Source organism: Fibrobacter sp. UWB1 (genome assembly GCF_002210325.1).
Lineage (GTDB): Bacteria > Fibrobacterota > Fibrobacteria > Fibrobacterales > Fibrobacteraceae > Fibrobacter.
In genome coordinates, this window is sequence record NZ_MWQL01000008.1 from 75,952 (window position 1) to 99,316 (window position 23,365).

Sequence of the window (23,365 nt, forward strand, 5' to 3'; positions counted from 1 at the left end):
ATTTCGGAATTGAATTCAGACACCCTTTTTTCGTACTACTATTTGCTCAGCATTTTTCCGTTGAGCGTCGCAATCCAGTGCCTGTTCATGGCCTTAGACGGAATTCTCAGAGTCGTGAGTCCCTTATTGATACGAGTCTTGAACAAGACTGATCCGTTCAGGTCCACAAGGGCAAAAGTACCGCCCAAGCTCGTTTGAATTTCAAGATAATCGCCATTTACAGTAAAGAAGTTCGTCGGAGAAAGTCTGCTGAAATCATCCAAACCGACATTCATCGGAGGAGGTTCTGTCTTGTTTTTCTCGTCATTCTGCCAGTCCGGATCATGAATGACGGGTTCCGTTACAATCGGATTGGCCGGTTCCGAGAATCCGAGTTGCTGGTCCATCCAGGCAATTCTTTCTTTCATTTTCTTGCGAAGATGTTCAAATTCGCCATCCCAAGTAGTAGCATTATAGCCGCCCATAGCCATTCCAAAGCCGCCACTCTGGCTATTGCAGTACTTCATCGGCTCCGGATCAGGATCGTTCTGGCCACTAGCCTTGCCCAAGTTCGGCCAACGCTTGAAGTTTCTGTCGGCAGCGTTCTTCAAATAGATTTTCATGGAATCCAAGTATGCATCCATCGTCTTGGTGTGCCATACACCGCTACGGAGTTCCGCCCAGCGCTTCTTCAGTTCGCTCTGGTAATGGCTGTCTTTCCACATTCCCAAAAGCCAGTTCGGAGCTTTCAGAGAGCTTCCCATACCCCACATGCCACCATTACCTGATTTCTGGCTATTTTCGATTTGCCAACCGGTAACGCCGGAACTTCCAAAGCCGTTTCCACCGCCGCCAAAGCCCCACATACCACCCTGGCCGCCTTGGCCACCGCCATTTTCAGGCTGGCTTCCGTTACTCATGGCAAGGTTAAAGTCCCATGCCGGGCCAAGCGTCACCTTACCGCCCTTACTGTCCTTGGGCTTGTGCAAGAAGAAACTGCACCAGTAAGAGTCCGCATTGTTGGTAATTTCTTCGTGCAACACGTAATCGAGTGCCGAAGTCATGTCCACATAGTTTTCGTATCCGCTACCGTTCTTGCCGTTCTTGAACAAGCCTTCAAGATCGTTCAGGTATTTTTTCAGGTATTCTTCCTGGGCCTTCTGGATATTTTCCTTTTTCGGGTAATGCAAAATGACGTTCAGGCCGTCCGAAGTATTGAAGCCTTCCTTTTCGATGGGACCGCTGCCTGCACCACCCGTATTGGTACCCGTCTTGTCGAATGCCCAAATGTAGCCGCCGGTAACGCTGTCGCCCGCGACATCGGTTTCTTTAAGTTTGCTCACGTTTACACGATACTTGCCGCGCTTAATCTTTTCGAGAAGCACGTACACACCGCGATAAACACCGTTGATGTACAAGTCAAAATGCCTGCTACGGGGGCTATAATGCCCGGCCTGCCTAAAGAGCCAATGGGCAAGCGCATTACGCATCATACTCTTGTCTACATACGGACCGTGGAACACCCAGTCGTCACCAGGAGGGAGCCCAAACAGGCTCACGTCCATGCCTTCGCCTTTTTCGTCGCGGACTTCCACGCCATAACCAGGCTTCGGGAACATGGCCGAAGACTGACCACGAACCTTGATACCGATATCATAGCGTGTGCCCTTGGCACTGTCAGCCACATTGTTCGTTTTTCCGTCCAGCACCTTCATGGTTGCAGGAATCTTTTCAGTGACCTTGTTATCGAGGCACTTGCCCTTGGTGTCAATAAACACTATAGGCAAATCGTATGTCTGCGCAAATGTAAATGACGCAAATAGCGCCGTTGTAGATATAATTTTAGCCCAATAGCCCATATAGCCTCCAATCTAGCTATAAGAAAAATAGATTAAAGTGTGTAAAAATTAATGTTAATTTTAGTTAATGTGTTGTGTAAAACAACAACATGAAAAACGTTATTATTTGACCTTTTTCTAGAAATTTTGCCGTTTTACCATCCATTTTCATTCATTTTTCGCCATTTTCAGCACTAAAGCCATAATCATCTTTTCGTTTAAGAAGTGTGTAAAAATAAAATTGTCCACAATGGACAAATCACAATGCGGGAATTTACTTCCCGAAAAAGAGCTCACCCGCAACCAAAAGCGACTTTCCAGCATCTAATTAGCATGGAATTTTTGTATAATATTAGTAACCTTAGACTATAGGAGGTAAACATGTTTACCGGTTTAAAGGCTGAAAAAAGTTTAGCATCTCCATTTACAACCAAGCTCGCTTGGCTGTGGTTTTTACTTGCTGTCATTTTATGTATGCCCTCATCTGTTCGTGCAAACGAGCAATTCACTGCGGCGGAACTCGACACTCTAGTTTCGACCATTGCGCTCTACCCCGACCCGCTCCTGGTGCAGGTACTGGCGGCTTCTGTTCATGGCGATGAAATTCCGGGAGCTGCCGATTGGGCAAACCAGAACAAGCACCTCAAAGGTCAGGAACTCGCCGACCGAATCAAACTCGAAGACCTTCCCTACGACGAAAGCGTCCAGGCCCTGATTCCTTTCCCGACGGTGCTTGCCACCATGGCCAAATACCAAACGTGGACCGACCAATTAGGCGATGCCGTCGCCACCCAAAAAGAAGCCGTGATGGATGCCGTTCAACGCATGCGTAGCGCCGCCTACAACCACGGCCACTTACAAACTAACGAGCAGGTCAAGGTCATCAAGGAAAAGACTATCATCATCGAACCTGTACAGAAGGAATATGTGTACGTTCCGGTTTACAACCCGCACGTCGTCTACTACGTTTATTCGAACGGCTACCCGGGACTCCGTTACCGCACCGGCGTATGGGTAGGCTCTTACTACGATTACTGGGGCTGGGGCACAAGCCGTTTTGAATGGGACACACACCTAATTTACGTGCATGACTACCGCTGGTACCACAACAGACCCCTGCCGCCTCGCCATCCACGTCATCACAACCCACCTCCGCCGCCAAGGCACAACCACTACGTGGCGCCCACAAGACACGACTCCTATACGCATCCTCCGAGCAGACCCGTAAAGGTTCCCATGAACCACAACACCGCTCCGAGGAGCAAGGCCGAAATTCATCATTCCGCTGCCCACCCGAACACGATTGCAACAGTCAAAACTACCAAAGACAATTACTGGCAAGAAGACAACAGCAAAAACAACAATCAGGGTTTTGGAAACATCAAGACGACCCGTAGCAGCCAGAAAAACTACGACGATTCCCGCAGTAGCCGCAACAACAACAGCCGCAGTAACGGAAACAGCAACCGAAACGGCAATAGCCGCGGAGGTTTTGGCAAAAGCATGAGAAAATAACAGTCATTTTACTATATTTTCCGGCGTTAAAAACTAAAGGATTAACCATGGAAATCCCTGAATCTTCGAATTTTGTACAGGACATCATCGTTAACGACCTCGCCACGGGCAAACGCAAGAGCGTGCACACCCGTTTTCCGCCGGAACCGAACGGTTACATTCACATCGGTCATGCCAAGTCCATCTGCCTGAACTTCGGTACTGCAAACAAGTACAAAGACTTCGGCGGCATCACGAACCTCCGCTTCGATGACACGAACCCCACCAAGGAAGATGTGGAATACGTGGACTCCATCCGCGAAGACGTGAAGTGGCTCGGCTTTGAATGGAAGGGCGGTGAATACTTCGCCAGCGACTACTACGACCAGATTTACGCCTTTGCCGAAAAGTTAATCGAAATGGGCAAGGCCTACGTAGAAGACTTGACCCGCGACGAAATGCAGGAATACCGTGGCAACGACGCTGGTAAGCCCAGCCGCCCGAGCCCCTACCGCGACCGCAGCGTCGAAGAGAACATGAAGCTGTTCCGCGAGATGCGCGACGGCAAGTATGCCGACGGCGAAAAGTGCCTGCGCGCGAAGGTGGACCTTTCGAGCCCGAACATGAACATGCGCGACCCGGTCATCTACCGCATCAAGCACTGCACCCACCACCGCACCGGTGACAAGTGGTGCATCTACCCGATGTATGACTTTGCGCACCCGCTTAGCGACTGGATCGAAGGCATTACCCACTCCATCTGTACGCTGGAATTCGAAGCGCACCGCCCGCTGTACGACTGGTTCTTGATTGAACTGGGCCTCGACAACCGCCCGCAGCAGATTGAATTTGCCCGCCTGAACCTCACCTACACCATGATGAGCAAGCGTAAACTTTTGGAACTGGTGCAGACGAAGGCCGTGATGGGCTGGAACGACCCGCGTATGCCGACGGTTTGCGGTTACCGCCGCCGTGGCTTCACCCCGAGTTCCATCCGTGAATTCTGCGACCGTATCGGCGTTTCCAAGGCCGACTCCATGGTCGACGTGAACCTCTTGTACTTCTGCATCCGCGAAGAACTGAACCAGACGGCGAACCGCGTGATGGCGGTAATTGACCCAGTCAAGCTCGTGATTGATAACTGGGAAGCCGGCAAGGTGGAAATGATCGAAGTGGAAAACAACCCGAACGATCCGAACGCAGGTACCCGCCAGGTTCCGTTCAGCGGCGAACTCTACATCGAAGCCGACGACTTTATGGAAGAACCGCCGAAGAAGTACTTCCGCTTGAAGCCGGAAGGCGAAGTCCGCCTGAAGGGCGCCTACTTCGTGACTTGCAAGAGCGTCGAGAAGGATGAAAACGGCAAGGTCACCGTGATTCACTGCGTTTACGATCCGCTGAGCAAGGGTGGCGAAACGCCCGATGGCCGTAAGGTCAAGGGAACCATCCACTGGGTTTCTGCCGCTCACGCCGTGGATGCCGAAGTGCGCCTGATTGACAACCTGTTCACGCTCGAAGACCCCTCGGCAGTTCCCGAAGGCGAAGACTGGCACGACTACCTGAACCCGGAATCCATGGTCATCAAGCAGGCCAAGGTGGAACCGAGCCTTGCCAACGCCAAGCTGGAAGACCGCTTTCAGTTCATGCGCCAGGGCTACTTCTGCCTCGACAGCGAAGATTCCAAGCCGGGTCACCTGGTGTTCAACCGCACGGTGGGCTTGAAGGATAGTTTCAACCCTTCGAAGTAATTCGTTTATAACCGTCGTGATACTTCGTTACGTTCACGCCTCACGTACTAATTGTACGCTACGGGTGAACGAGGCCTCGTCTCACTCGGTTCTAAACCGAATTAAATTCAAACACAAAATTTTGTATAAATTAATATTTTAACGTTTTAGAGCTTTTCTAGGGCGTTTTTGCATACATTTTGCACTTTTAAGCACCCTTTTGTAAATAAAAAAGCTACATTCAATACGATAAAGCATTCGAGGCGCTTATGGAAAACGCAAAAAAGACCATCAACCTGTTCCTGAAGAACAAGTATAGTCCGAACGAACTCAAAGCCGAGCTCTACAAGGCGGGTGTCGCCGCTATGGAAGAAGGCTGGACCTTCATGGACGCCAGTTTCCAGCTCGGCGGCAAGGCCCGCGACGACGGCATGGACGGAGAAGAGGTCGAACAGACCCTTCGCCGCGCGTTCTCCGCCGAAAAGCGTACGGCAGAGCGCCCTCAGGAACAAGCGTCTCCGGCGCAGAACGCCGCCCCGGCTGCGGAAGGGGCACCCCAGGCACAAGCTGCGGCCGCCCCGCAGGCGGTTGCCATGCCAATCATCACGCCGCTGTCGGCGAACATGATTTCCATGGAACAGATGCTTGCCATGGGTCTTGACACCCAGTCCCTGGAACTATTGCAGAACTTCAAGATTGACCCCGAAGCGCTTTCTATTCCCTGGCCTGCCGCCGACTGGCGTAAGGACCTCGCCAAACTTCTGGAAGCCGCATTCGACCCCGAAGAAACAATTTCGTTCAAGGTATCGAATACCCCGGACAGCACCGAAGAACTCGTATCGAACATCATTGGACAAGACGACTCGATCAAGAAAATCATGAAGAGTCTCGACAGTCCCGAAGGCGCCCTCCTGTGCATTAACGCCGTGAAGGGGGGCGACAATGTCTCGGACGAATCGTTCCGCTACCGCTATGTGGTGGTCGATAACCCCAAGATGTCCTTGGCCAAGCAGCTCGCCTACTACAAGGCCCTGAACCTTCCCTGCGCCGCCTTGGTGAACACAGGCGCGAATTCCGTGCAGGCATGGGTCAAAATTTTTGCCAACGACGAAGAAGAATATAACGATCGCGTTGACTTCCTTTTCAAGACGCTTGATTCCCAGGGATTCAAGGTCGACCCGAGCAACAGTAACCCGCACATGATGGTGCGTATGCCTGGCGTGCTCCGCGGCGGTAAGCAGCAGTACTTGATCGGTCTTGAACAGGGTGCCAAAAACTTTAAGGAATGGCAGGAATGGGTGGAATATTCCCTCGACGGAAAGCCGCTCATTGAACTGGCAAGCGATACCGAAGAAGCTCCCAAAAAAGACCAGACGATTGTTGAAAACATGCTCCGTGCCGGTGAATTTTTCTTGTTCACGGCACCTCCGAAAAGCGGTAAGTCGCTTGCACTCATGGATTTAGGTCTGTCTATTTGCTACGGCGAAGACTGGTTCGGCAATTCAACATCGTCTAGCGATGTTCTGTTCATCAACTTCGAACTGACCAAGTCCGTGTTCCTGAACCGCCTTTACCTGTTGGCCGGCAAGCGCAATCTGAATGCGAGCACCCCGAAGTTCGGCTTCCTGAACTTGCGCGGTACGGCTCTTTCACCGATCGAAACGGCTCAGCTTATCGCCAAGCGTATTCAAGGTGCCAAGCGACTCGAAAACCACGATTACCGCGTTGTCGTAATCGATCCGATTTCGGCCGTATTGCATAACCCGAAGTCTACTCGTTTGAATGGCGCTCCGCACCAGATTTTGATGCAGATGGTCGACACCATAATCGCCCTCACAGGGTGTGCAGTCGTGTCGTCTTGCAACCTGGACGAATACCCCTACCTCGAAGCCCGCGCGGACTCGCTCATCAAGCTTTCACCGGTGGAAGGCAGCCTGAACCTTTACCAGATCAATGGAACCTTCCGCGAATTCCCGAAGATGCTCGCCCGCGAATGCTCTTGGATTTACCCGAGATTCCTTGTTTAATTCAGAATTCGGATTTCGGAATTACTCAAGTAGGAAGTTGCCTAGCCACGAATGAGTCGTCCTGAGCAAAGGGCTATGCCCGAAGTCGAAGGGTCCAAAGATAAAGTAAAAGTAAAGAATTAAAAATGAAGAACAATTTCAGAAGCACAAACAATCGCGCACGCGGAAATTCCGTACGTCGCGACAAAATTCAAGACAAAGCCCCGAAAGCCGAAAAGCCTGTACGCAAAGCAGCGCTGACTTTTGAAGATATCAAGCAGCAGCTTGCCGCATGGGCCGAAAACGAACGCATTCCCGGTAAGTTTCAATCATGGTTTACAGCAGATGCTAATCCGGAACATTCCGACTGGCGCATTATCAAGACTTACCGCGGCCAGCAGGAATCGCTTTCGATAGACGCTCCCGCCCGCGGTATGGATGTTCCCGAACTTGTCAGCCGCATTTTTGAACAGGTCAAGAAAGAACACCTGCATATCTTTAAAAAGGCTCTCCGCCAGATTTGGTTCCGAGCCGTCGGTGACGGACGTTATGCGATACTCGTTCAGGTCAACCTGAAGGGCAGATTCTCTGCTCACGGATACAAGACCTTCGTTGATTTTATACAAAGAAACTGCCCGGAAGTCATCAGCTGTCACCACATTCAGTGCATGCCCGACCAGCCTTTTGATCCGGCCGGAACGATTCCGATGAAGGTAGAAGCCAAGAGCGCTTTCGGAAGCGACTTTATGCCCATTGGCGAAACCGGAATCAGCATGCATGTGCTGGACTGGACGCCCCGAATTCATGACGCCTGGATGGGACTCCCCAAACGTATCGAAGACGCTATCCACCCGAATGCCGAGGACAGTTTCTTTGAATTCTATTCCGGAAGTTCCTTTGTGAGCGCAACTCTTGCAAACCGATTCAAGAGAGTCGTTTCGATGGACTGCCGCGAATACGCCATGATGTCGTCGCGCTTGAACGCACGCAACACCGTCGATGACAACATGAAATTCATCCGCAGTCACGTAGAACAGGATTTCTTTGGCAAGTTCTTCAGCAAGCCCGAAAACGAGGGCCGTTGGACATTCTACTTCAACCTGCCCGGCGACGAACCGCTTGCACAAGGCGTGGCACAGGCAGCCGCCCTTTCGAGACCGGAACGTATTCTCTTGCAGACTTCGAACCTTGAAGTGGCCGCGCGCACCATCAAGCAGTTTAGAAACGAAGGCTACATGTTGCGCAAGAATATCCCACTGTACCTGGAACCGGGCTCCGGAAAGTTCGAAATTCTGTTCCTGTTCGTACCTGACCGCGTAGGAATCTTGGGACAGAATCCGGCACAAAAACAGCGTTCCAGGACGATCCAACGCCCGCAAGAACGCGTTTCTAGCCGAAAAACGCAAGAAATTCCTCATTTTAGCCAAAAAGCCCCTACTTTTAAGCAAAGAAAAGGTTAAATTATTGATATAACAGCCTGTAAAGGGATTATTATGCGACTTTTGAAATGTGCATCCATCTGTCTGGGACTTTCCGCCTTGTTGGCCTCCGCCTACATTGTCAAGGAAGGCGATACCCTTTGGGACTTGAGTGACGAATTCCTCAAGGACCCCTTTGCCTGGCCAGACCTTTGGGAAAACAACCGCCACATCGAAGACCCGCACTGGATTTATCCGGGCGACTCCATTTACCTGGGCGATTCCATTCGTGAAGGTAATGTTCTTCAGGTCGAAAAGAAGAACAAGTATCCCTGTAATGCAACCATCTCGGATTCCGCGCTCCCCAAAGGCAAGGGTCTGACAGTCGCTAACGCCGGTTGCGATGATGGCGACGAACGCAATAGCGATTTCGAAGGCATGCTCGGCAACCTGCGCGACAAGGACAAGAAGGCCGTCAAGAAACCCAAGGCAAACGACGAATACTACTACAAGCAGCGTCCGGCCCCCAAGATTTTCAATGGCTACTACCAGATGCACGCCCCCGAAATCTATACGCTGGATTCCTTGAAAAAGGACAAGCGCTTTGTGTCGATCAAGTCGGGAGAAAAGAAAGAACCCCTGATTCACATGCCTGAAACGGAAGTAGTCGTTGGTATCGGCAAGAAGACGAACTCCAACCTGAAGCGCGGCGACCTCGTGGAAATCGTTGATGCTAAGGCAATTAACGTTCCTGCAGCCAAGGGCAGCAGCTTTGACAAGTACGCGTTGCTCCGCCTTTCCGGCATTGCAAAAATCACAGCCATCGGCGACACGCTTTCCCGCGCAAAGATCGTGACGACCTTCCGTGAAATCAAGATTCACCAGGCCAAGGCAAGGCTCAAGGAACCGCTCAAGACTCTGAACGTGTCCGGTTACAGCAAGGTCAAGGAAGCCAAGTTCGACAACCTGGCCATGATCCGCTATTCCATGGACCCAATGCTGATTATCGGAGCATACTCGTATGTGCTTATCGATAAAGGCCTTAGCGAAGGTTACAACACGGGCGATGCCGTCGCCATCTGGGAAGAAGACAAGACCGACGAATCGCTTCCGCCCCGCCTGATAGGCCGCGGTATTATTGCCAGAGCGGCAGACAACGAATCGAGCGTTCTCATTCGCGAAATCTATTCCAACAGCAGAAGAATCGAAGTTGGACACAGGGTATCGGTGACTCACCGTGCACAGATTGTCAAGTAAGATTCTCGCCCTAAGTCCACAAATTCTGTAGGGACTGGCAATGCAGGTTTCACGTAATAATCTGCTGTTCGTCCTTTTATTCGCGGGAGGAATTGTCCTCCCGACGGCGATTCTTTCGTTCCTGAGTTTTAGAAATATCCAGAACGAAATATACCTGTCGCAAAAGAATTTCGACGAAAACCTGAACGCTTTCCAGAACGAAGTGGAAGAAGCGATAGAAAAAGAGCAGGCCAAGATTTACCAAGAAACCAAGGCGGCATCGCTATTCCTTTATGAGCAGCCGCAAGGACTCCTGGACTTTGGGCACGCCGCCGAATTCAAGTCGGTAGAAGGCCTGGACGCCATCTTCTTGTTCAACAACGGGAACTTGATATACCCCGACATGACATCCAAGAAGTTCTTCAAGTCGTCCAACTTTTCGAACAGCGTTCCATCTGCCCTCGACAAGAAACTTTATCAAGTGGAAACGAGCGGCCTAAAAGACAGCATTGCCCAGAAGATTTACTTGGAACAGCGATCACGGAGTTTAAGGCCGACAAGCTTTTTCTTCGAATCCAAGGAAGAACAAATCCAAAATATTCTTGGGTTGATTCGTTTTTACTACAAGAACAAGAAATACGACGAAGCTTTGCACCTGCTTGAAATCCTCGAAAGCAATCCGCACCAGCAGGGCTATTTGCACGCCGACTTGACTTACGCGGTCTACCTACTGCACTTTGAAATCTTGGTATTCCAGAGAAAGCACCAAGAGGCTCAAGACTATTGCCTTTCTGTATTGGCTCAATTCCTGGACAAGCAAAATATCGACGACATTTCTTCTTCCAGGTACTTCTTTGAATCGGCCTTTACGCGAATTCTGTCGTTCGAGAACCTGTCGCAAGAAAAGCGCGAAGCCTTCTGGAACCTTCGCGAGAACTTCAACCGCCAACTGGGGTACATGGACATCCTGTATTACAACAGGGACTTGTTCCAAGAAATCTTGAACGACGACGTTTCTTCGAAGGAAGGCATCCTTTACAAGAACACCGAAGAAGTTACTTTATTCAAAATGTCGTACCCGTACCTTTCGGGCGACCAGGTGGTGATTGCGGTCATCAACAAGGATGCATACAAAGCACGACTCCAGAGCAAGCTCAAGACTGTCGTACAGAGCTACAAGAATATCCCCTTCTCGATTACCGAAAACAGTGACAAACTGCTTATGGGCGAAATTCCGGAAGGCGCCCCCATTATTGCGCAGCACTATATTTCAGACGCGTTTGAATGGGAGTTCACCTTGTACGAAAAAGACATGCAGGACATTCACAAAGAAACGAGACACCGCATGTTCCTGATGTACGGGCTTATGCTTTTTGCCCTCATCACCGTTATTTTCGGTTCATTCTTCATGTTCCGATTCATTACCCAGGAACGAAAACTTTTGGCCATGAAGGCAAACTTTTTGTCAAGCGTTTCGCACGAATTGAAGACTCCCCTGACCTCGATCAAGATGTTTGCCGAAATGATGGCCCGCGGACGCTTGCAGCGTGCCGAAAAGGTGCAGGAATATTCCACCCTCATTGGCAAGGAAGCCTCTAGACTCGAAAACCTGATTGGCGCCATTTTGAATTACACCCGAATGGAACACGGAACCGGGGCCTTCAAGTGGGAACGCCTCGACTTTTCTATTTGCGCCAAGAAAGTGTTTGACGCCGTAGAAGATATCGGCGTCGAAAAGGGACTTACCTTCTACACGCATTTTGAACCCAACGTATTCGTGATGGGCGACTACACGGCGCTTTACAGTTTGGTCCAGAACTTGATCGACAACGCCATCAAGTATACCGAAGCTCCCGGAGATATCAAGGTCGATGTCAAGAGCGATAGCGAATGGGTCATATTCTCGGTGGCAGACACCGGCATTGGCATCGCTGCATCTGAACAAAAAAATATATTTAATGATTTTTATAGAGTGGGTGACGAAATGACCCGAAGCACCAAGGGCTCCGGGCTCGGCCTTGCAACCGTCAAGCGCGTTGCCGAAACACACAAGGCGACCATTTCGTTGGTCAGCAAGCCCGGAAAGGGTTCTACGTTCACCGTCAAGTTTAAAAAGGCAGAATAAACATGAACTTCAAAATACTCATCGTAGAAGACGAAGAAATCATCCGCTTGGGCCTCCAGGACAATTTTGAAATGGAAGGCTATACCGTAGAAACGGCCTGCGATGGTGAAGAAGCTATTGCCAAGGCGGATTCCTACCAGCCCCATTTGGTGCTATTGGACTTGATGATTCCGAAAAAGAGCGGCTTTGAAGTTTGCCGTTACATTCGCAACAAGCATCCGGATACTTACATCATCATGCTCACGGCAAAAACCGAAGAAACGAGCAAGGTGGCCGGGCTTGAAATGGGCGCCGACGACTACGTGACAAAGCCGTTCTCGATTCTGGAACTCCTTGCCCGCGTCAAGGCATTCCGTCGCCGCATTGAGCCGCAAAGCGGTAGCACCTCGGTTCAGGTTCCCGAAGTGCTCGAATTCGCAAACATCAACATTAACGTCAAGAAGTTCGAAGCCACCAAGGGCGGCGTGCCTCTCGACTTGACTACCCGCGAATACCTGATTATGAAATTCTTCTGGGCACACCGCGGCGAAGTGATTTTGCGCGAAACCTTGCTCAAGGAAATTTGGGGCTACACCGACGAAAATATGCCCTCGACCCGAACTGTCGACAACCACATAGCAAACCTTCGCCGTAAAATCGAAGACGACTTGGACAACCCGAAGTTTATTATCTCGGTGAGAGGCGCCGGCTACAAGTTTGATGCATAGGAGTAGGCAGAATTCAGCTGGCTGAACTTAGAAAACGATGACAGGCAAACGGTTAAACATAGGTTCCTTCACAATGATTCGCACGGCGTTGACGCTCGTGTGGTTATGCGGGCTTGTATCTTTTGCCTCAGCCGAAAAGATGGAAGCGACCATTCAAGAAGCGCTTTACCTGTTCGAACTGAAGGGAGAAACTGCTGACGCGATCAAGTTGCTCGAAAAAGCCGCCATGCAAGGCGACGAAGACGACAAGGAAAAGGCCTATTTTTACCTCGGCAAAATCCAGGAACTTGCAGACAACAAAACTTCAGCCAATTTCTACTACGAGCAGAGTTTGGCAAGAACAAACGAAGTGGCAAAAGCATACTGGCTTTCGGAACGCGAAAGCGCTACCAGCAGCAAGCCCGAGGCATTGTTGAAAGCCCCGATTCAATTGAAGAGCCCGATCCAGAGGACCTTCGGTAAGGATCCGACATTCTTGCTTTTGAATGACGGTTCCATCTGCAAAATCAAGGACGACCGCCTCGAAAAAATCGCAACGGCTCCAGCCAACAAGCAAATTTTCAATATCGACCGCCAGGGAATCTGGTACCAACCCATTGACCAGGACAGCCTAGTATTCAAGGCTTTCTATGCCAGCAACCCGAGCAAGAGCTTTCCGATTACAAACATCACGCACCTTGTAGTCGAAGGCAACAGGGCGATTGTCCAAAGCGAAAAGCAGCTTTCTATTTTGAATAACAAGCGCATCGTAACGCAAGTCGCCGACAAGTACAGCGGCTGCGTGCCCGAAGGATTCTTTTCGCCCACCAACGAATTCGTCTTGAACTGCACCGACAATGCGCTTCACTTTATTTCGTCGGAAGACGGATCGACCAAGAAATCCATCGCCCAATTTGACGTGATTCAGGATGTCCTGATTGACAAGAACATGCTCTTCCTGGTTTCGGGCAATTACCTTTACGGCTACATTCCCAAGGCAAGGACTTCCCCGCTTTGGAAAATTTCGGTCAGCAACATCGAAAGCATGTTCCCGTTTGAACGAGAGATTGTTCTGCTCGAAGCTTCGGGAAGAATCTCCTTGATTGACAGAAGAACCGGCATGATTCGAAAAACGATCCGAAGCGACGCTTCTTCTATCCACCCGCTAGCTAAGGGAACACTTGGTTTATTCTCTGGCGAAGGCGCCATTACTGCAGTCGATACCATTCTGAATCCGCTGTGGCATTTCAACTTCACAAAGCCCATTGAACAAGCCCCTATTTTCACGAACGGAAATCTCTACTTGTACTTTGGCGACCGCAAGTTGGTTTCGCTTTCGCCGCATTACTACGGCAAGAAAGTCCTGCTTTCCGAGATTCTTGCACAACAGGCGGCTGACCTCGCCGAGCACGAAGAATGGGATGACCTGCCAAGCGTTCTGGATTCCCTGTTCAAGCTGGAACCTGGTAATGCCGAGGGCTGGTTCTTTAAAGCATTGTACCTTGAACAGAACAGCAACAACGAGCGCGAAAAGCAAAAAGCATGGTCCGAAGCCGTCAGACTTTCGAGCAGCAATCCGCAAGCGACCCAGTTGATTCTGAACCGCTACAGCAAGGCCATCGGCGCAAAGTTCGTGACGCTGCTTCCGATTTCGCCCAAAACCCGTTACCCGCAATTCTTTAGCGGCAAGCGCAACCTGTACACGATCGACCCCGCCGCTGACAGGCTATTCACTATTAACGCCGAAACCGGCGAACTGCGTTCTGCCAAGTACATTGGCGCACTCGACAACAGCCCCGTTATCGACAACGACGAAAACACGCTGGTCATTGCTTCGGGCTACAACATTTCGATTTACGACCTGAACAGGGATGTTTCCCCCGCCAATTTGCAACTTCCGGGAAAAGCGTTCAAGATGAACGTGACCGAGAACGCGATTTACATTTCGACATGGAACGGTTTTTTGCTCAAGATTCTGAAACCCGACAATAAACTGGCCTGGTCGAGAAAGATTTTCTCTGTACCCTTCTTGCATTCCAAATCGGACAATACGATTTACGCCTGCAACCTGGAAGGCGAATTTGTCGCGCTCGATGACGAAGCCGGACAAATAGAAGAAAATTCTGCCCGAAAGATCCCCGGGCAGATTTCGCACTTGCTCAGCACGGATTCCATTATCGCGGTCGCAAGCGGCAACAAACTTTACCTATTCAACCTGAAGAAGAAAGACGCCACCCCGCTCCAGATTCTAATGGAAAACGCGGTGTCTTCTTTGCAGGTGATTACGGATCACGGCGAAAGGAAATTCCTTGTTGGCCTTTCGGACCAGTCCATTTTACTTTACTCTGAAGCAGGCGCCCCGCTGTGGAAATTCAACGGTAAGAACGCTGCGTTCCCAAGGCCCTTCGTGAAGGATGGTTTCGCTTGGATTGACCAAGGAAACGAAGTTATCGGCATTTCCTTGAAGACGGGTAAAAAGGAGCGGAAATACAGCACTCCGGGCGGAGCCGGCACACCGTTTATACTAAATCATACTTTGTTCAGCGCCTCTCCAAAGCGTTTGCTATACGGATTCACGCTATAATCCCGAAAATGCCCTGAAAAAGGGTGTTTTTCTTATCTTGTAAACAAATTTTGGTGGTTTTTTTGTTAAAAACACACTAAATTTATGATATGGATTATGGGAATATAAAGAATTCTTTGGGATGCACGGTTAAACATCGTGCTCGATACTTTTTCACTCTGGCATCCGCTCTTGGGGCGTTCTTCGTTATCGGTTGTAACGAAGAAACCAAACCTGCTCAGGACAAGGTTCAGTCGGAATACGAACGCAGCGAGACCCTGTATATCGGTGGTTTTGACTGGACGCCGCCTTCTTCTTTCAACCCGTTGGATTACAACCCCAACTTCCCCATCGACGGCAACAGCCGCATTACCTACGAGTCGCTGCTGACGTACAACCAGTTGACCGGCGAACTCGAGCCCATGCTTGCCGACAGCTATACCAGTGACGAAGACAAGATTACGGTTCACCTGGACACCAAGGCGCGTTGGAGCAACGGTTCCCCCGTTACCGTCGACGACGTTCTTTACACATTCAAGATTGACTCCTTGCTGCCCACGCCGCGTCACGGCAACTGGCAATTCCTGAGCGAAATCACCAACGATGGTGGCAACAACATTTCGTTCCATTTCAGCAAGAACAAGAACCCCTTGATTATCTTGAATGCCATTGCCGAAACCTCGATTCTCCCGAAGGCCGTATTCGAGCCGCTCATCCAGGGGGCGAAGTCCGGCAAGACCTACGACATGAACCGCATTGCCGAATTCAAGAACGATTCTATGCCGGTGGTTTCGGGACCGTACAACCTCAAGACTTATTCCCCCGACCAGATTGTCCTGGAACGTAACGACAAGTACTGGGGCAACTATAAGTTCAGCGGAAAGAAGCCCTCTCCCAAGTATATCATCCATTCCCTGTACAACAGCAACAACCAGTTCAACAGCGCCATGACCAAGGGTAACTTGGACATTTCGTCTGTGTTCCTGCCCCGTATTTGGGAAAAGGCCAGAGACAGCATTCGCGCCTGGAGCCGCAACGAGCCGTACCACCTGCCCGGTTCCATCACGACACTTTTCATTGCGCACACCCGCACTCCTTTTGATGATGTGGAACTCCGTCGTGCCATGATGCACGCCATCAACTTCGAAAAGATCAAGGCTCGCGCCATTTCGAACTACACGCCGGTGATTCAGCCTGGGTTTATCTTGCCCTTCGGAACCGAATCCAAGTATTTCAACAAGGAAGATGCAGACAAGTACGGATATTCCTACGATGTCGAAAAGGCCAAGGAAATCCTTACGAAGGCCGGCTACAGCTGGGACGATAACGGTAGGCTGATCGACAAGAAGAAACAGCCCGTCCGTAGTTTCACCATTGAATGCCCGCAGGGTTGGACCGACTGGGAGGATGCCATCAAGGTCATCGTCGAATCCCTCAATGAAATCGGTCTTGCCGCCGAAGAAAAGTTCGTGGACTACAGCGTGTGGGACAAGAACCTGCGCCTCGGTACATTCGACCTTGCCATGAAGACCCAGACGGCCGAACTTTCGGCTGCATCTCCATGGAACCGTTTTGACCAGGTGATGGGCTCCGTCTCTTACAGACCTATTGGCGAAGAAGCATTCGCCAACCAAGGCCGCTACAAGAACGAAGACGCGGACAAGCTGCTGGAAAAGATTCCTGCTCTCACCGACGAAAAGGAACTCACCGAAGCCTACCGTGCTTTGAACCGTATCTTCATGGAAACGATTCCGGTACTTCCGATCATGTACCGCCCCACGCAGTTCTACCAGTTCTCTACCAAGCACTGGACGAATTTCCCGACCGAAGAAAACCCGTACGCTCCGCCACAGAGCCTTGTGGTTGCCGCTGGCGTGAAGGGTCTCTGGAAAATTGTACCGCAACCAAATGCGAAGTAAAAAATCCGGATTTACAGCTTTTGAAAACGCCCGTTTACAGGGCGTTTTTCTGTTTTCAGCCCACAAAAAAACTATTTTTAATTCGATACTTCTTAATGGAGGCCCCTATGGGTAAATCTCGTTTTATTTTGCCGAATGCGTTTACCAGCATGAATTTTCTTCTGGGCGTTTTTGCCATCTGTTGGGTGACCGGCGCATTCAGTTCCTTTACAACTTCTGACCCTATTCGCACCGGTGCCTATTTCATTATCTTGAGCGTCCTCCTGGACAAACTGGATGGCTTTGCCGCCCGTCTCGTGAATGCAAGTTCCGAGTTCGGCGCCCAGTTCGACAGCCTTGCCGACCTGATTGCTTTTGGCCTTGCTCCGGCCTTTACGATTTTCTTTGCCTATAAGACCCTGTCCCCGGAATGGTTCCAGGCCAACGGCGCACTCCTGATTGTCACCTTCTCGATTTACGTGCTCTGTGCCGCCATGCGCCTCGCCAAGTACAACGCCTGCGATAGCGACACCTACCACCACCACTTCTCGGGACTTCCGTCCACCTTTGCAGGAGCAATCAACGCAATCCTGATCGTGTACCTGAAGGCAAACGGCCTGTTCGAAAATTCCGAAAGCCCCATGATGTTCGTCCCCGTTCTGGTGATGCTCGTGACCGGACTTTTGATGGTGAGCCCGCTCTTCTTGCCCAAGCTCCAGCCGCGCAGGAACCAGCTGTTCAACATCGGCCAGGCTATCCTTATTGTAATTACCTATATCTGCGGATTCCTGTTCATTTCGGAAAAGGTCCCGTTCATTCTGGAATACCTGCTGATTCTTTGCTCCAGCTACCTGGTGATCGGATTTACGGTCGGCCTTGTCCAGCGTAAAAAGATTATCGAAAACGCTGAAAAGAACAAGATCGAGGAACGCCGCTAAACGGATTCAAGCCACAGCGCAAACGAAAGCGCGTAGCGGTCAAACAAAGCCTCTAAAGACATTCTCGGAAGTTCCAGGGTGATACACTCTGGACTTTTTTGTTGTTTACACCAAGTGCCGAGGCTACCCGGCGTAGGGTATCCAATGTCGGCGTGCCAAGGGACCCCGAAGGCTTCGCACAGCGATTCAACCATGGGCGTGCATACGGGAGCTTCGACGCAGGCCATAGGCGCATGCATCGAAAGGATCGCCTCGGGAGAAAGCTTTTGGATAAGAGTGACAAGAGCGACGGTCTCAGGCTCGCTTCCAGGAGCGATCCCCGTTGAAAGAAACGTGTCGCGCGGAGCCTCCAGAATCGAACGGGTGCCTACAGGATCCTTGCTCCAATTGGAGGTCGGGAAATTGCGGTTGAGGTCTACCCCATTGGCGTTTCCACGGGTGCCAAAAGCCATGCCATCGGGATTGGCGCAAAGGACAAAGGCGACCGATTCAAAAGGCTTTTCAAACGCCCGAAGCACGCGACTCAGCAAGAACGTGGTTTCTGGTTCTTCGCCGTGGATACCCGCAACAACCAGCAAGCGGCACTTACCGGAGCACGGAATGTAACGCAAGGATGCGCCAAGGGCGGAGCGTCCGTAAGTAGCAAATGGAAGAGCGAGAATTGAGCGCATAAAAAATGTGAAATGTGGAATTGAATGGGGTGAGCTTAGAGAGAAAAGAAGGTTCTAAGTTCTAAACAAAATACGGGTAGATATAGTTTTCGGCAAGCGATTCGAGATTGTCGAGCAAGGCGGACTTACAGGCAATATCGGTCTTTTCGTAAAGGGCGCGGAGGTCTTTCAACGAGAAATTTTCAAGGTACTTGCGCGAGGTCGGCAGGTGCGCGATGTGCCACTTTTCGGGCTGGATTTTACCGCGGCCAGGTACGAACACGCGCTCGAAGCCGAAGGACTCACCCGCCCCGATCAGTTCCGAGAGTTTTTCATGAAAGGGGCGGAACATGCCGTCACATTCGGCAGGCGTGAGTTCCACCTCGTAGCCGGCGGGGCACGCATTGCCATCGACCACGTCTAAATCGGTCCCCAAATGGTGACGGCTTGCGCCAGGGAGCGCCGACCAAGTTAAAATTGCATACATCAATTCTTCATCGTCGTCCGGGCGCTCCATGGGGAGTCCTTCGGCGGAAAGAAGTTTCAATTCACCGCTTGCCTTACGATTCCAAATCGAAAGTTGACGTTCAAATGGGCGGTAGGCCGATTCAATGCGGAGTGCAAAGCCGGACTTTGCGAAAGTCTTTTTTAATTTGTTGTAATCGCCGAGAACCTGTTTGTCTACGATGTAGCCGTCGACCTCTACAAAATCGGCGGAATCAACCGGACGAAGGCCGTAACAAATCTTGGAGTCCATCAGACATGCCCTCCCATCTTTTCTATCAAGTCTAACCACTGCTTGGTCGTGGCCTTCTTTTTGCGCACGACTTTCTTTTTACCAAGAACCCTCGAGACAGCATCGCTTAACGGCGAAGGGTTGGCATGAGTCCAGGCAATTGCAAGAGCGTCAGAAGCATCGAGCGGAAGATCGCCGCCTTGAATGCCAAGACGCGCAAAAATCATGTTGGCCACCTGTTCCTTGGATGCACCGCCATCGCCTGTAACGGCTTGCTTGACCACACGTGGACTATATTCGCTATAAGTCATGCCACGCTTGCGGCAGGCTACAAGAACGGCCCCGCGAATGTGTCCAAGCACCAGAGCGCTCTTCGCATTCTTAGCAAAAAAGATTCCTTCCATCCCGAAAGATTCTGGCTTGTACTTGTCCAACAATTCTTCGAGCCCGGACACGATATGCAACAGGCGGTCTTCAAGCGCATGGCTTGCCGGAGCATGCAAAGTTCCGTATTCCAGAATCTTTACTTTCTGCCCGCTAGACTCGATAAATGCATATCCGGTCGTAATGGTGCCGGGATCTATTCCAAGGACAATCATACCCTAAAAATTAAAAAGATTTACTACCCTATCGCACTAGAAATAACTAGATTTCTAGTGTATAAAAGAGGACTCCTATGATTATTGACCAAGAACATGCAGGAATTGTCATGCGAGCCAAGACCCATCCGCGACAGTTGGGAATCCCTTTAAGTCGCTGGGGCCGAAACCTGATTGCATGCTGCCCGTTTCATTCTCCCGAAGAAACGTCATTGTTCTTTTATGACGCCCTGGGTTACTGGCGCTACCGCTGCCTGCAGTGCGGAAGCGAGGGCGATCTCGTTGAATTTGTTATGCGAAGCCGTTTTAACGGCATGGACGAGCCTGCAGCCCGAGCGGAAGCGGTTAACTTTTTAGGAAATCTCGAGCCGGAACACGACCTGCAAGAAGAACACCCGTGGATCAAGGAAATCGGTGGCGAAAAATCCAAGGTTCTTGAAAACTTTGTGCGCTACTGCCACTGGGCCGCTTGCAAGAGTCCGTCTTCTGCCGAATTCCTGGCCGCACGCGGATGGAGCATTGGACAGGCCCAGCTTTACGGTATTGGCTATTATAGCGGCGATCCGGAACCGTTCGTGAGTTTTTGCATGATGTCGGGCATCGAACGCCACCAGATCAGTTTCTATCTGGACAACCTGGATGCCTACCACGAACCCCGCATTACAATTCCCGCCCGAAATTCCAAGGGCCTGATTCATTCTGTTTACGGACGCCTGATTAACGAAAACGACAGTCCGCACACATACGTTTCTTACGCCTCGGGCCCGAGCGACATTCCGTTCAATATCCAGTCCGACGTAACAAAACCGATTGTCGTCGAAGGATTCTTTGACGCCTTGACCGCTGACCTCGCCGGCATTCCAGGCGTGGTTTCGACCATGTACCAGGAACTCACCCTGAGTCACTTGTACAAGCTTAAAGCCTGCGGCGCCGAATCGGTTACAGTAATCCTTAGGCGCGAGGCAGACCGTCGCGAACAGGAATACCGCATTCAGAAATACCTGAAGATGGCGGACCGTCTCAACCTGAAATTCAAATCGATTGTCCTCCCGAAAGAAGAAACGGTCGACCTGGTGGTACGCAAAAACGGTGCAGACCAGTTGCTTTCGCTTGTCGAGAAAACGGAAACAGACACCGTGCACACCCACCGTCGTTCCATGCTGTTGCAGGACATCAAGGAGAACTTCGATACGGCCATGGGTTGCCCTCCCGATGTAAGCGTCGGCTATGCGCTCAACACCTTCCCGAAACTGACCCAGGAAATTGACGGCATCCAGTCCGGCTGTTTCTATGTGTCTTCGAAACCTTTCGGCCTCAAGACCACGCTCCTTTCGAGCCTCGCCTTGGACTTGATCCAAAGCAACCCCAATCTCAAGCTGATCTACATCGCCCTCGAAACGCCCCGCCGCCAGATTTTTGACAGGCTCGTAGCCATGCTCATTGGCGAATCGGTGCTGACCGTTCGCAAGCAGAGCGAAGACGAAGCCGTGAACCAGAAGATCCTAGAAGCGACTCGCGACTTGATGGCGTTCGTGCGCAACAACCGCCTTGAAATTTGGGACGACCAAAATGGCTTTGACAACATCGTACTTCTCCAGAACCTGAAAGAAGAAATCAGGGAACACCGGAACCTGGTCGTCATCATTGACGGTATCGACCACTTGAAGGTCGCTGACCATTTCGACCTTTCGGATATTCACGAAAGACGGTCCTCGGTAATTCTCGACCTGTACAAGGCACTGGACATTCCGATGTTCTTGGGCGGCGAACTCATCGATTCCGAAAAGGGACTCGTGGGCCCGCGCGCCTACCTGCGCGATTCCGACGCTATTTACTGGCTCGAATCCAAGGGTGGCAACATGTTCCTGACAGTCGATTCCAAGCGCCTCGGCAACAACCAGCTGTACCAAGGGACGCTTTCGATTGACCCGGCTTCGAACCGCATGCAAGAAGAAGCCGAGCTCGAATAATGTTCACGATTGTCGACTTTAACAATTTCTGGAGTCCCTCAGGCGGTGGTGTCCGTCGCTACCATTTGCAAAAGATGGCCTTCTACGAAAGTCAGGAAGACGTCTTGTCCGTTTTCGTGATGCCCGATTCCAAGACCTACACCGAACAAAAGAGCAAAGGGCTCATCATCGAGCACGTGGACGCGTACCGGTTCCCGGGCAAGTGGGAATACCGCTTTATGTGGCGGCCTTCGCAGATTAGGCCCGTACTTGAAAAATACAAGCCCCAAGTAATCGAAGTCGGTTCGCCCTATATTTTGCCCACAGTGGTGCGCCATGTGGCTAAGCAGGTGGTTCCCGAAGCGATCCTCTTGAGCTTTTGGCATGCAGACTTCCCTATTACCTATGTGCAGCGCCCTGTCACGAACAAGTTTGGCCGCACGTTAGGCATTCTGGCCAAGAAGGTTGCCTTCTGGTATGCGAGGCAAGAATTCAAGCATTTTGACGGCATCCAGGTTTCTTGCGACGAAGTCCTGAAGCGACTCGAAAAGAATCACCTGCCGAAATCCCACTGGATTCCGCTGGGTTGCGACATCCAGATGTTTTCGCCCGAAAAGCGAGACGAGAAACTGGTTCAGCAGCTAAAGGCCGGAAGACCTGAACGCCTCACCATATTTTTCCCGCACCGTTTTTGCGAAGAAAAGGGAATTGAACTTTTGCTGGGCGCCTACCCGCTGATTGCAGAAAAACTGGGCTGCGAGCCGGCACTTGTCTTTGCAGGCACAGGCCCGTACCTGCCGCAGGTAGAAGAAGCCGCCCAGAAGTACACACATATTCAGTATGCAGGCTTTATTTCGTCTATCGATGAAATGGCAAGGCATTACGCCAGCGTAGACCTGGGGCTCGCCCTTTCGGGCTGGGAAACCTTCGGGCTTTCGATTCTGGAAAGCATGGCCTGCGGAAACGCCCTGATTGGCGCAAGCACCGGTGCCGCCGCCGAGCATGTGCAGAACTCCGGCGCAGGCGTCATCTTGAGAAAGCGCACGCCCGAAGCCTTGGCAAGCGCCATTGTAGAACTGTACCGTTCGGATTTAAGCCAGAAGAAGACGAACGCCCGAACCTACGCCGAAAAATTCAGCTGGAACGATTGCTTCAAGCGGCAATTGGACCTGTACAAACAAATTTATAACCAAAAGAGGAACGCATGATCCGTCACATTGTTTTTTGGAAATTGAAGAGCGAAGCCGAAGGTGCTTCTGCAAAAGAAAACGGCCAGAAGATGGTCGACGCATTCCACGCCTTGGCTGGCAAGATTCCTGGACTCTTGAGCATCGAATCGGGTTTGAACTTTAACAAGGCCGAACTGGGTAACGGGGACGTGGAATATGATATCGCACTCGACACGACATTCCATACAAAGGCTGCCCTCGACATTTACCAGAACCATCCGGAACATTTGGCAATCGTTTCCTTTGTCAAGAAGGTCGTGACCGAACGTCGCGCAGTCGATTTTGAATTTTAAC

The 23,365-nt window shown here is 51.0% G+C and carries 17 protein-coding genes; 13 read left to right on the forward strand and 4 right to left on the reverse strand.

The genetic code is table 11. The features are described 5' to 3' along the window. Window positions 1-38: 38 nt before the first annotated feature. A complete protein-coding gene (locus tag B7988_RS08000; protein WP_073320184.1) occupies window positions 39-1,838 on the reverse strand; it encodes a CotH kinase family protein in 1,800 nt (599 codons plus the stop codon). A gap of 453 nt (window positions 1,839-2,291) precedes the next feature. Here B7988_RS08000 and B7988_RS08005 point away from each other — a divergent pair, with 453 nt between their 5' ends. The 10 genes from B7988_RS08005 (at window position 2,292) to B7988_RS08050 (ending at window position 17,908) form a co-directional block, all read left to right on the forward strand. After that, window positions 2,292-3,332: a DUF3300 domain-containing protein gene (locus B7988_RS08005; protein WP_170930584.1), complete on the forward strand. Its 1,041-nt coding sequence runs from the start codon at window positions 2,292-2,294 to the stop codon at window positions 3,330-3,332. A 47-nt stretch (window positions 3,333-3,379) separates the two neighbouring features. Continuing rightward, on the forward strand, window positions 3,380-5,059 hold the full coding sequence (locus B7988_RS08010) for a glutamine--tRNA ligase/YqeY domain fusion protein (RefSeq protein WP_088657502.1): 1,680 nt from the start codon (window positions 3,380-3,382) through the stop codon (window positions 5,057-5,059). A 248-nt stretch (window positions 5,060-5,307) separates the two neighbouring features. Beyond that, window positions 5,308-7,065, forward strand: a complete 1,758-nt coding sequence (locus tag B7988_RS08015) for an AAA family ATPase (RefSeq protein ID WP_088657503.1) — start codon at window positions 5,308-5,310, stop codon at window positions 7,063-7,065. A gap of 125 nt (window positions 7,066-7,190) precedes the next feature. Beyond that, window positions 7,191-8,504 (forward strand): hypothetical protein, encoded by a 1,314-nt coding sequence (locus tag B7988_RS08020; RefSeq protein WP_088657504.1) that lies wholly within the window; start codon window positions 7,191-7,193, stop codon window positions 8,502-8,504. 33 nt (window positions 8,505-8,537) lie between these two features. Next, window positions 8,538-9,719, forward strand: a complete 1,182-nt coding sequence (locus B7988_RS08025; protein ID WP_088657505.1) for a LysM peptidoglycan-binding domain-containing protein — start codon at window positions 8,538-8,540, stop codon at window positions 9,717-9,719. Between the two features lie 40 nt (window positions 9,720-9,759). Continuing rightward, entirely contained in the window at window positions 9,760-11,823 is a 2,064-nt protein-coding gene (locus B7988_RS08030; RefSeq protein ID WP_088657506.1) for a HAMP domain-containing sensor histidine kinase, read from the forward strand. A 2-nt stretch (window positions 11,824-11,825) separates the two neighbouring features. After that, window positions 11,826-12,530 carry a response regulator transcription factor gene (locus B7988_RS08035; RefSeq protein ID WP_073320164.1) on the forward strand — a complete coding sequence of 235 codons (705 nt, stop codon included), beginning with the start codon at window positions 11,826-11,828 and terminating at the stop codon, window positions 12,528-12,530. Window positions 12,531-12,603: 73 nt separating this feature from the next. Next, window positions 12,604-15,093 (forward strand): PQQ-like beta-propeller repeat protein, encoded by a 2,490-nt coding sequence (locus B7988_RS08040; protein ID WP_073320161.1) that lies wholly within the window; start codon window positions 12,604-12,606, stop codon window positions 15,091-15,093. A gap of 116 nt (window positions 15,094-15,209) precedes the next feature. After that, on the forward strand, window positions 15,210-16,991 hold the full coding sequence (locus tag B7988_RS08045) for an ABC transporter substrate-binding protein (RefSeq protein WP_249268915.1): 1,782 nt from the start codon (window positions 15,210-15,212) through the stop codon (window positions 16,989-16,991). A gap of 107 nt (window positions 16,992-17,098) precedes the next feature. Next, entirely contained in the window at window positions 17,099-17,908 is an 810-nt protein-coding gene (locus B7988_RS08050; RefSeq protein WP_073320640.1) for a CDP-alcohol phosphatidyltransferase family protein, read from the forward strand. Here the strand turns inward: B7988_RS08050 and mpaA are convergent. From mpaA to ruvC, 3 genes are all read right to left on the reverse strand, one after another. Next, a complete protein-coding gene (mpaA, locus tag B7988_RS08055; protein ID WP_088657507.1) occupies window positions 17,905-18,579 on the reverse strand; it encodes a murein tripeptide amidase MpaA in 675 nt (224 codons plus the stop codon). The two genes, B7988_RS08050 and mpaA, sit on opposite strands and share 4 nt — an antisense overlap. 61 nt (window positions 18,580-18,640) lie before the next feature. Further along, the gene (locus B7988_RS08060; RefSeq protein ID WP_088657508.1) at window positions 18,641-19,315 is read right to left on the reverse strand and encodes a M15 family metallopeptidase; all 675 of its coding nucleotides are present in this window, start codon (window positions 19,313-19,315) and stop codon (window positions 18,641-18,643) included. After that, window positions 19,315-19,893, reverse strand: a complete 579-nt coding sequence (gene ruvC, locus B7988_RS08065; protein ID WP_088657509.1) for a crossover junction endodeoxyribonuclease RuvC — start codon at window positions 19,891-19,893, stop codon at window positions 19,315-19,317. Before ruvC ends, B7988_RS08060 begins: the two co-directional genes overlap by 1 nt. A gap of 77 nt (window positions 19,894-19,970) precedes the next feature. Between ruvC and B7988_RS08070 the strand changes: the two genes are divergently transcribed. From B7988_RS08070 to B7988_RS08080, 3 genes are read left to right on the forward strand one after another with little or no spacing between them, the layout of a single operon-like run. Continuing rightward, complete coding sequence (locus B7988_RS08070; protein WP_073320146.1) at window positions 19,971-21,863, forward strand: CHC2 zinc finger domain-containing protein; 1,893 nt, start codon at window positions 19,971-19,973, stop codon at window positions 21,861-21,863. After that, window positions 21,863-23,050 (forward strand): glycosyltransferase, encoded by a 1,188-nt coding sequence (locus tag B7988_RS08075; protein ID WP_073320143.1) that lies wholly within the window; start codon window positions 21,863-21,865, stop codon window positions 23,048-23,050. Before B7988_RS08070 ends, B7988_RS08075 begins: the two co-directional genes overlap by 1 nt. Next, entirely contained in the window at window positions 23,047-23,364 is a 318-nt protein-coding gene (locus B7988_RS08080) for a Dabb family protein (protein ID WP_073053698.1), read from the forward strand. The genes B7988_RS08075 and B7988_RS08080 overlap by 4 nt, the downstream gene beginning before the upstream one ends. Window position 23,365: the final 1 nt, after the last annotated feature.

Bases quoted from the DNA above. Each gene is read 5' to 3' on its own strand.
- mpaA (WP_088657507.1), bottom strand. From the start codon at position 18,579: ATGCGCTCAATTCTCGCTCTTCCATTTGCTACTTACGGACGCTCCGCC.
- B7988_RS08040 (WP_073320161.1), top strand. From the start codon at position 12,604: ATGATTCGCACGGCGTTGACGCTCGTGTGGTTATGCGGGCTTGTATCT.
- B7988_RS08030 (WP_088657506.1), top strand. From the start codon at position 9,760: ATGCAGGTTTCACGTAATAATCTGCTGTTCGTCCTTTTATTCGCGGGA.
- B7988_RS08000 (WP_073320184.1), bottom strand. From the start codon at position 1,838: ATGGGCTATTGGGCTAAAATTATATCTACAACGGCGCTATTTGCGTCA.
- B7988_RS08075 (WP_073320143.1), top strand. From the start codon at position 21,863: ATGTTCACGATTGTCGACTTTAACAATTTCTGGAGTCCCTCAGGCGGT.
- B7988_RS08015 (WP_088657503.1), top strand. From the start codon at position 5,308: ATGGAAAACGCAAAAAAGACCATCAACCTGTTCCTGAAGAACAAGTAT.
- B7988_RS08035 (WP_073320164.1), top strand. From the start codon at position 11,826: ATGAACTTCAAAATACTCATCGTAGAAGACGAAGAAATCATCCGCTTG.
- B7988_RS08010 (WP_088657502.1), top strand. From the start codon at position 3,380: ATGGAAATCCCTGAATCTTCGAATTTTGTACAGGACATCATCGTTAAC.
- B7988_RS08020 (WP_088657504.1), top strand. From the start codon at position 7,191: ATGAAGAACAATTTCAGAAGCACAAACAATCGCGCACGCGGAAATTCC.
- B7988_RS08070 (WP_073320146.1), top strand. From the start codon at position 19,971: ATGATTATTGACCAAGAACATGCAGGAATTGTCATGCGAGCCAAGACC.
- B7988_RS08060 (WP_088657508.1), bottom strand. From the start codon at position 19,315: ATGGACTCCAAGATTTGTTACGGCCTTCGTCCGGTTGATTCCGCCGAT.
- ruvC (WP_088657509.1), bottom strand. From the start codon at position 19,893: ATGATTGTCCTTGGAATAGATCCCGGCACCATTACGACCGGATATGCA.
- B7988_RS08050 (WP_073320640.1), top strand. From the start codon at position 17,099: ATGGGTAAATCTCGTTTTATTTTGCCGAATGCGTTTACCAGCATGAAT.
- B7988_RS08080 (WP_073053698.1), top strand. From the start codon at position 23,047: ATGATCCGTCACATTGTTTTTTGGAAATTGAAGAGCGAAGCCGAAGGT.
- B7988_RS08025 (WP_088657505.1), top strand. From the start codon at position 8,538: ATGCGACTTTTGAAATGTGCATCCATCTGTCTGGGACTTTCCGCCTTG.
- B7988_RS08005 (WP_170930584.1), top strand. From the start codon at position 2,292: ATGCCCTCATCTGTTCGTGCAAACGAGCAATTCACTGCGGCGGAACTC.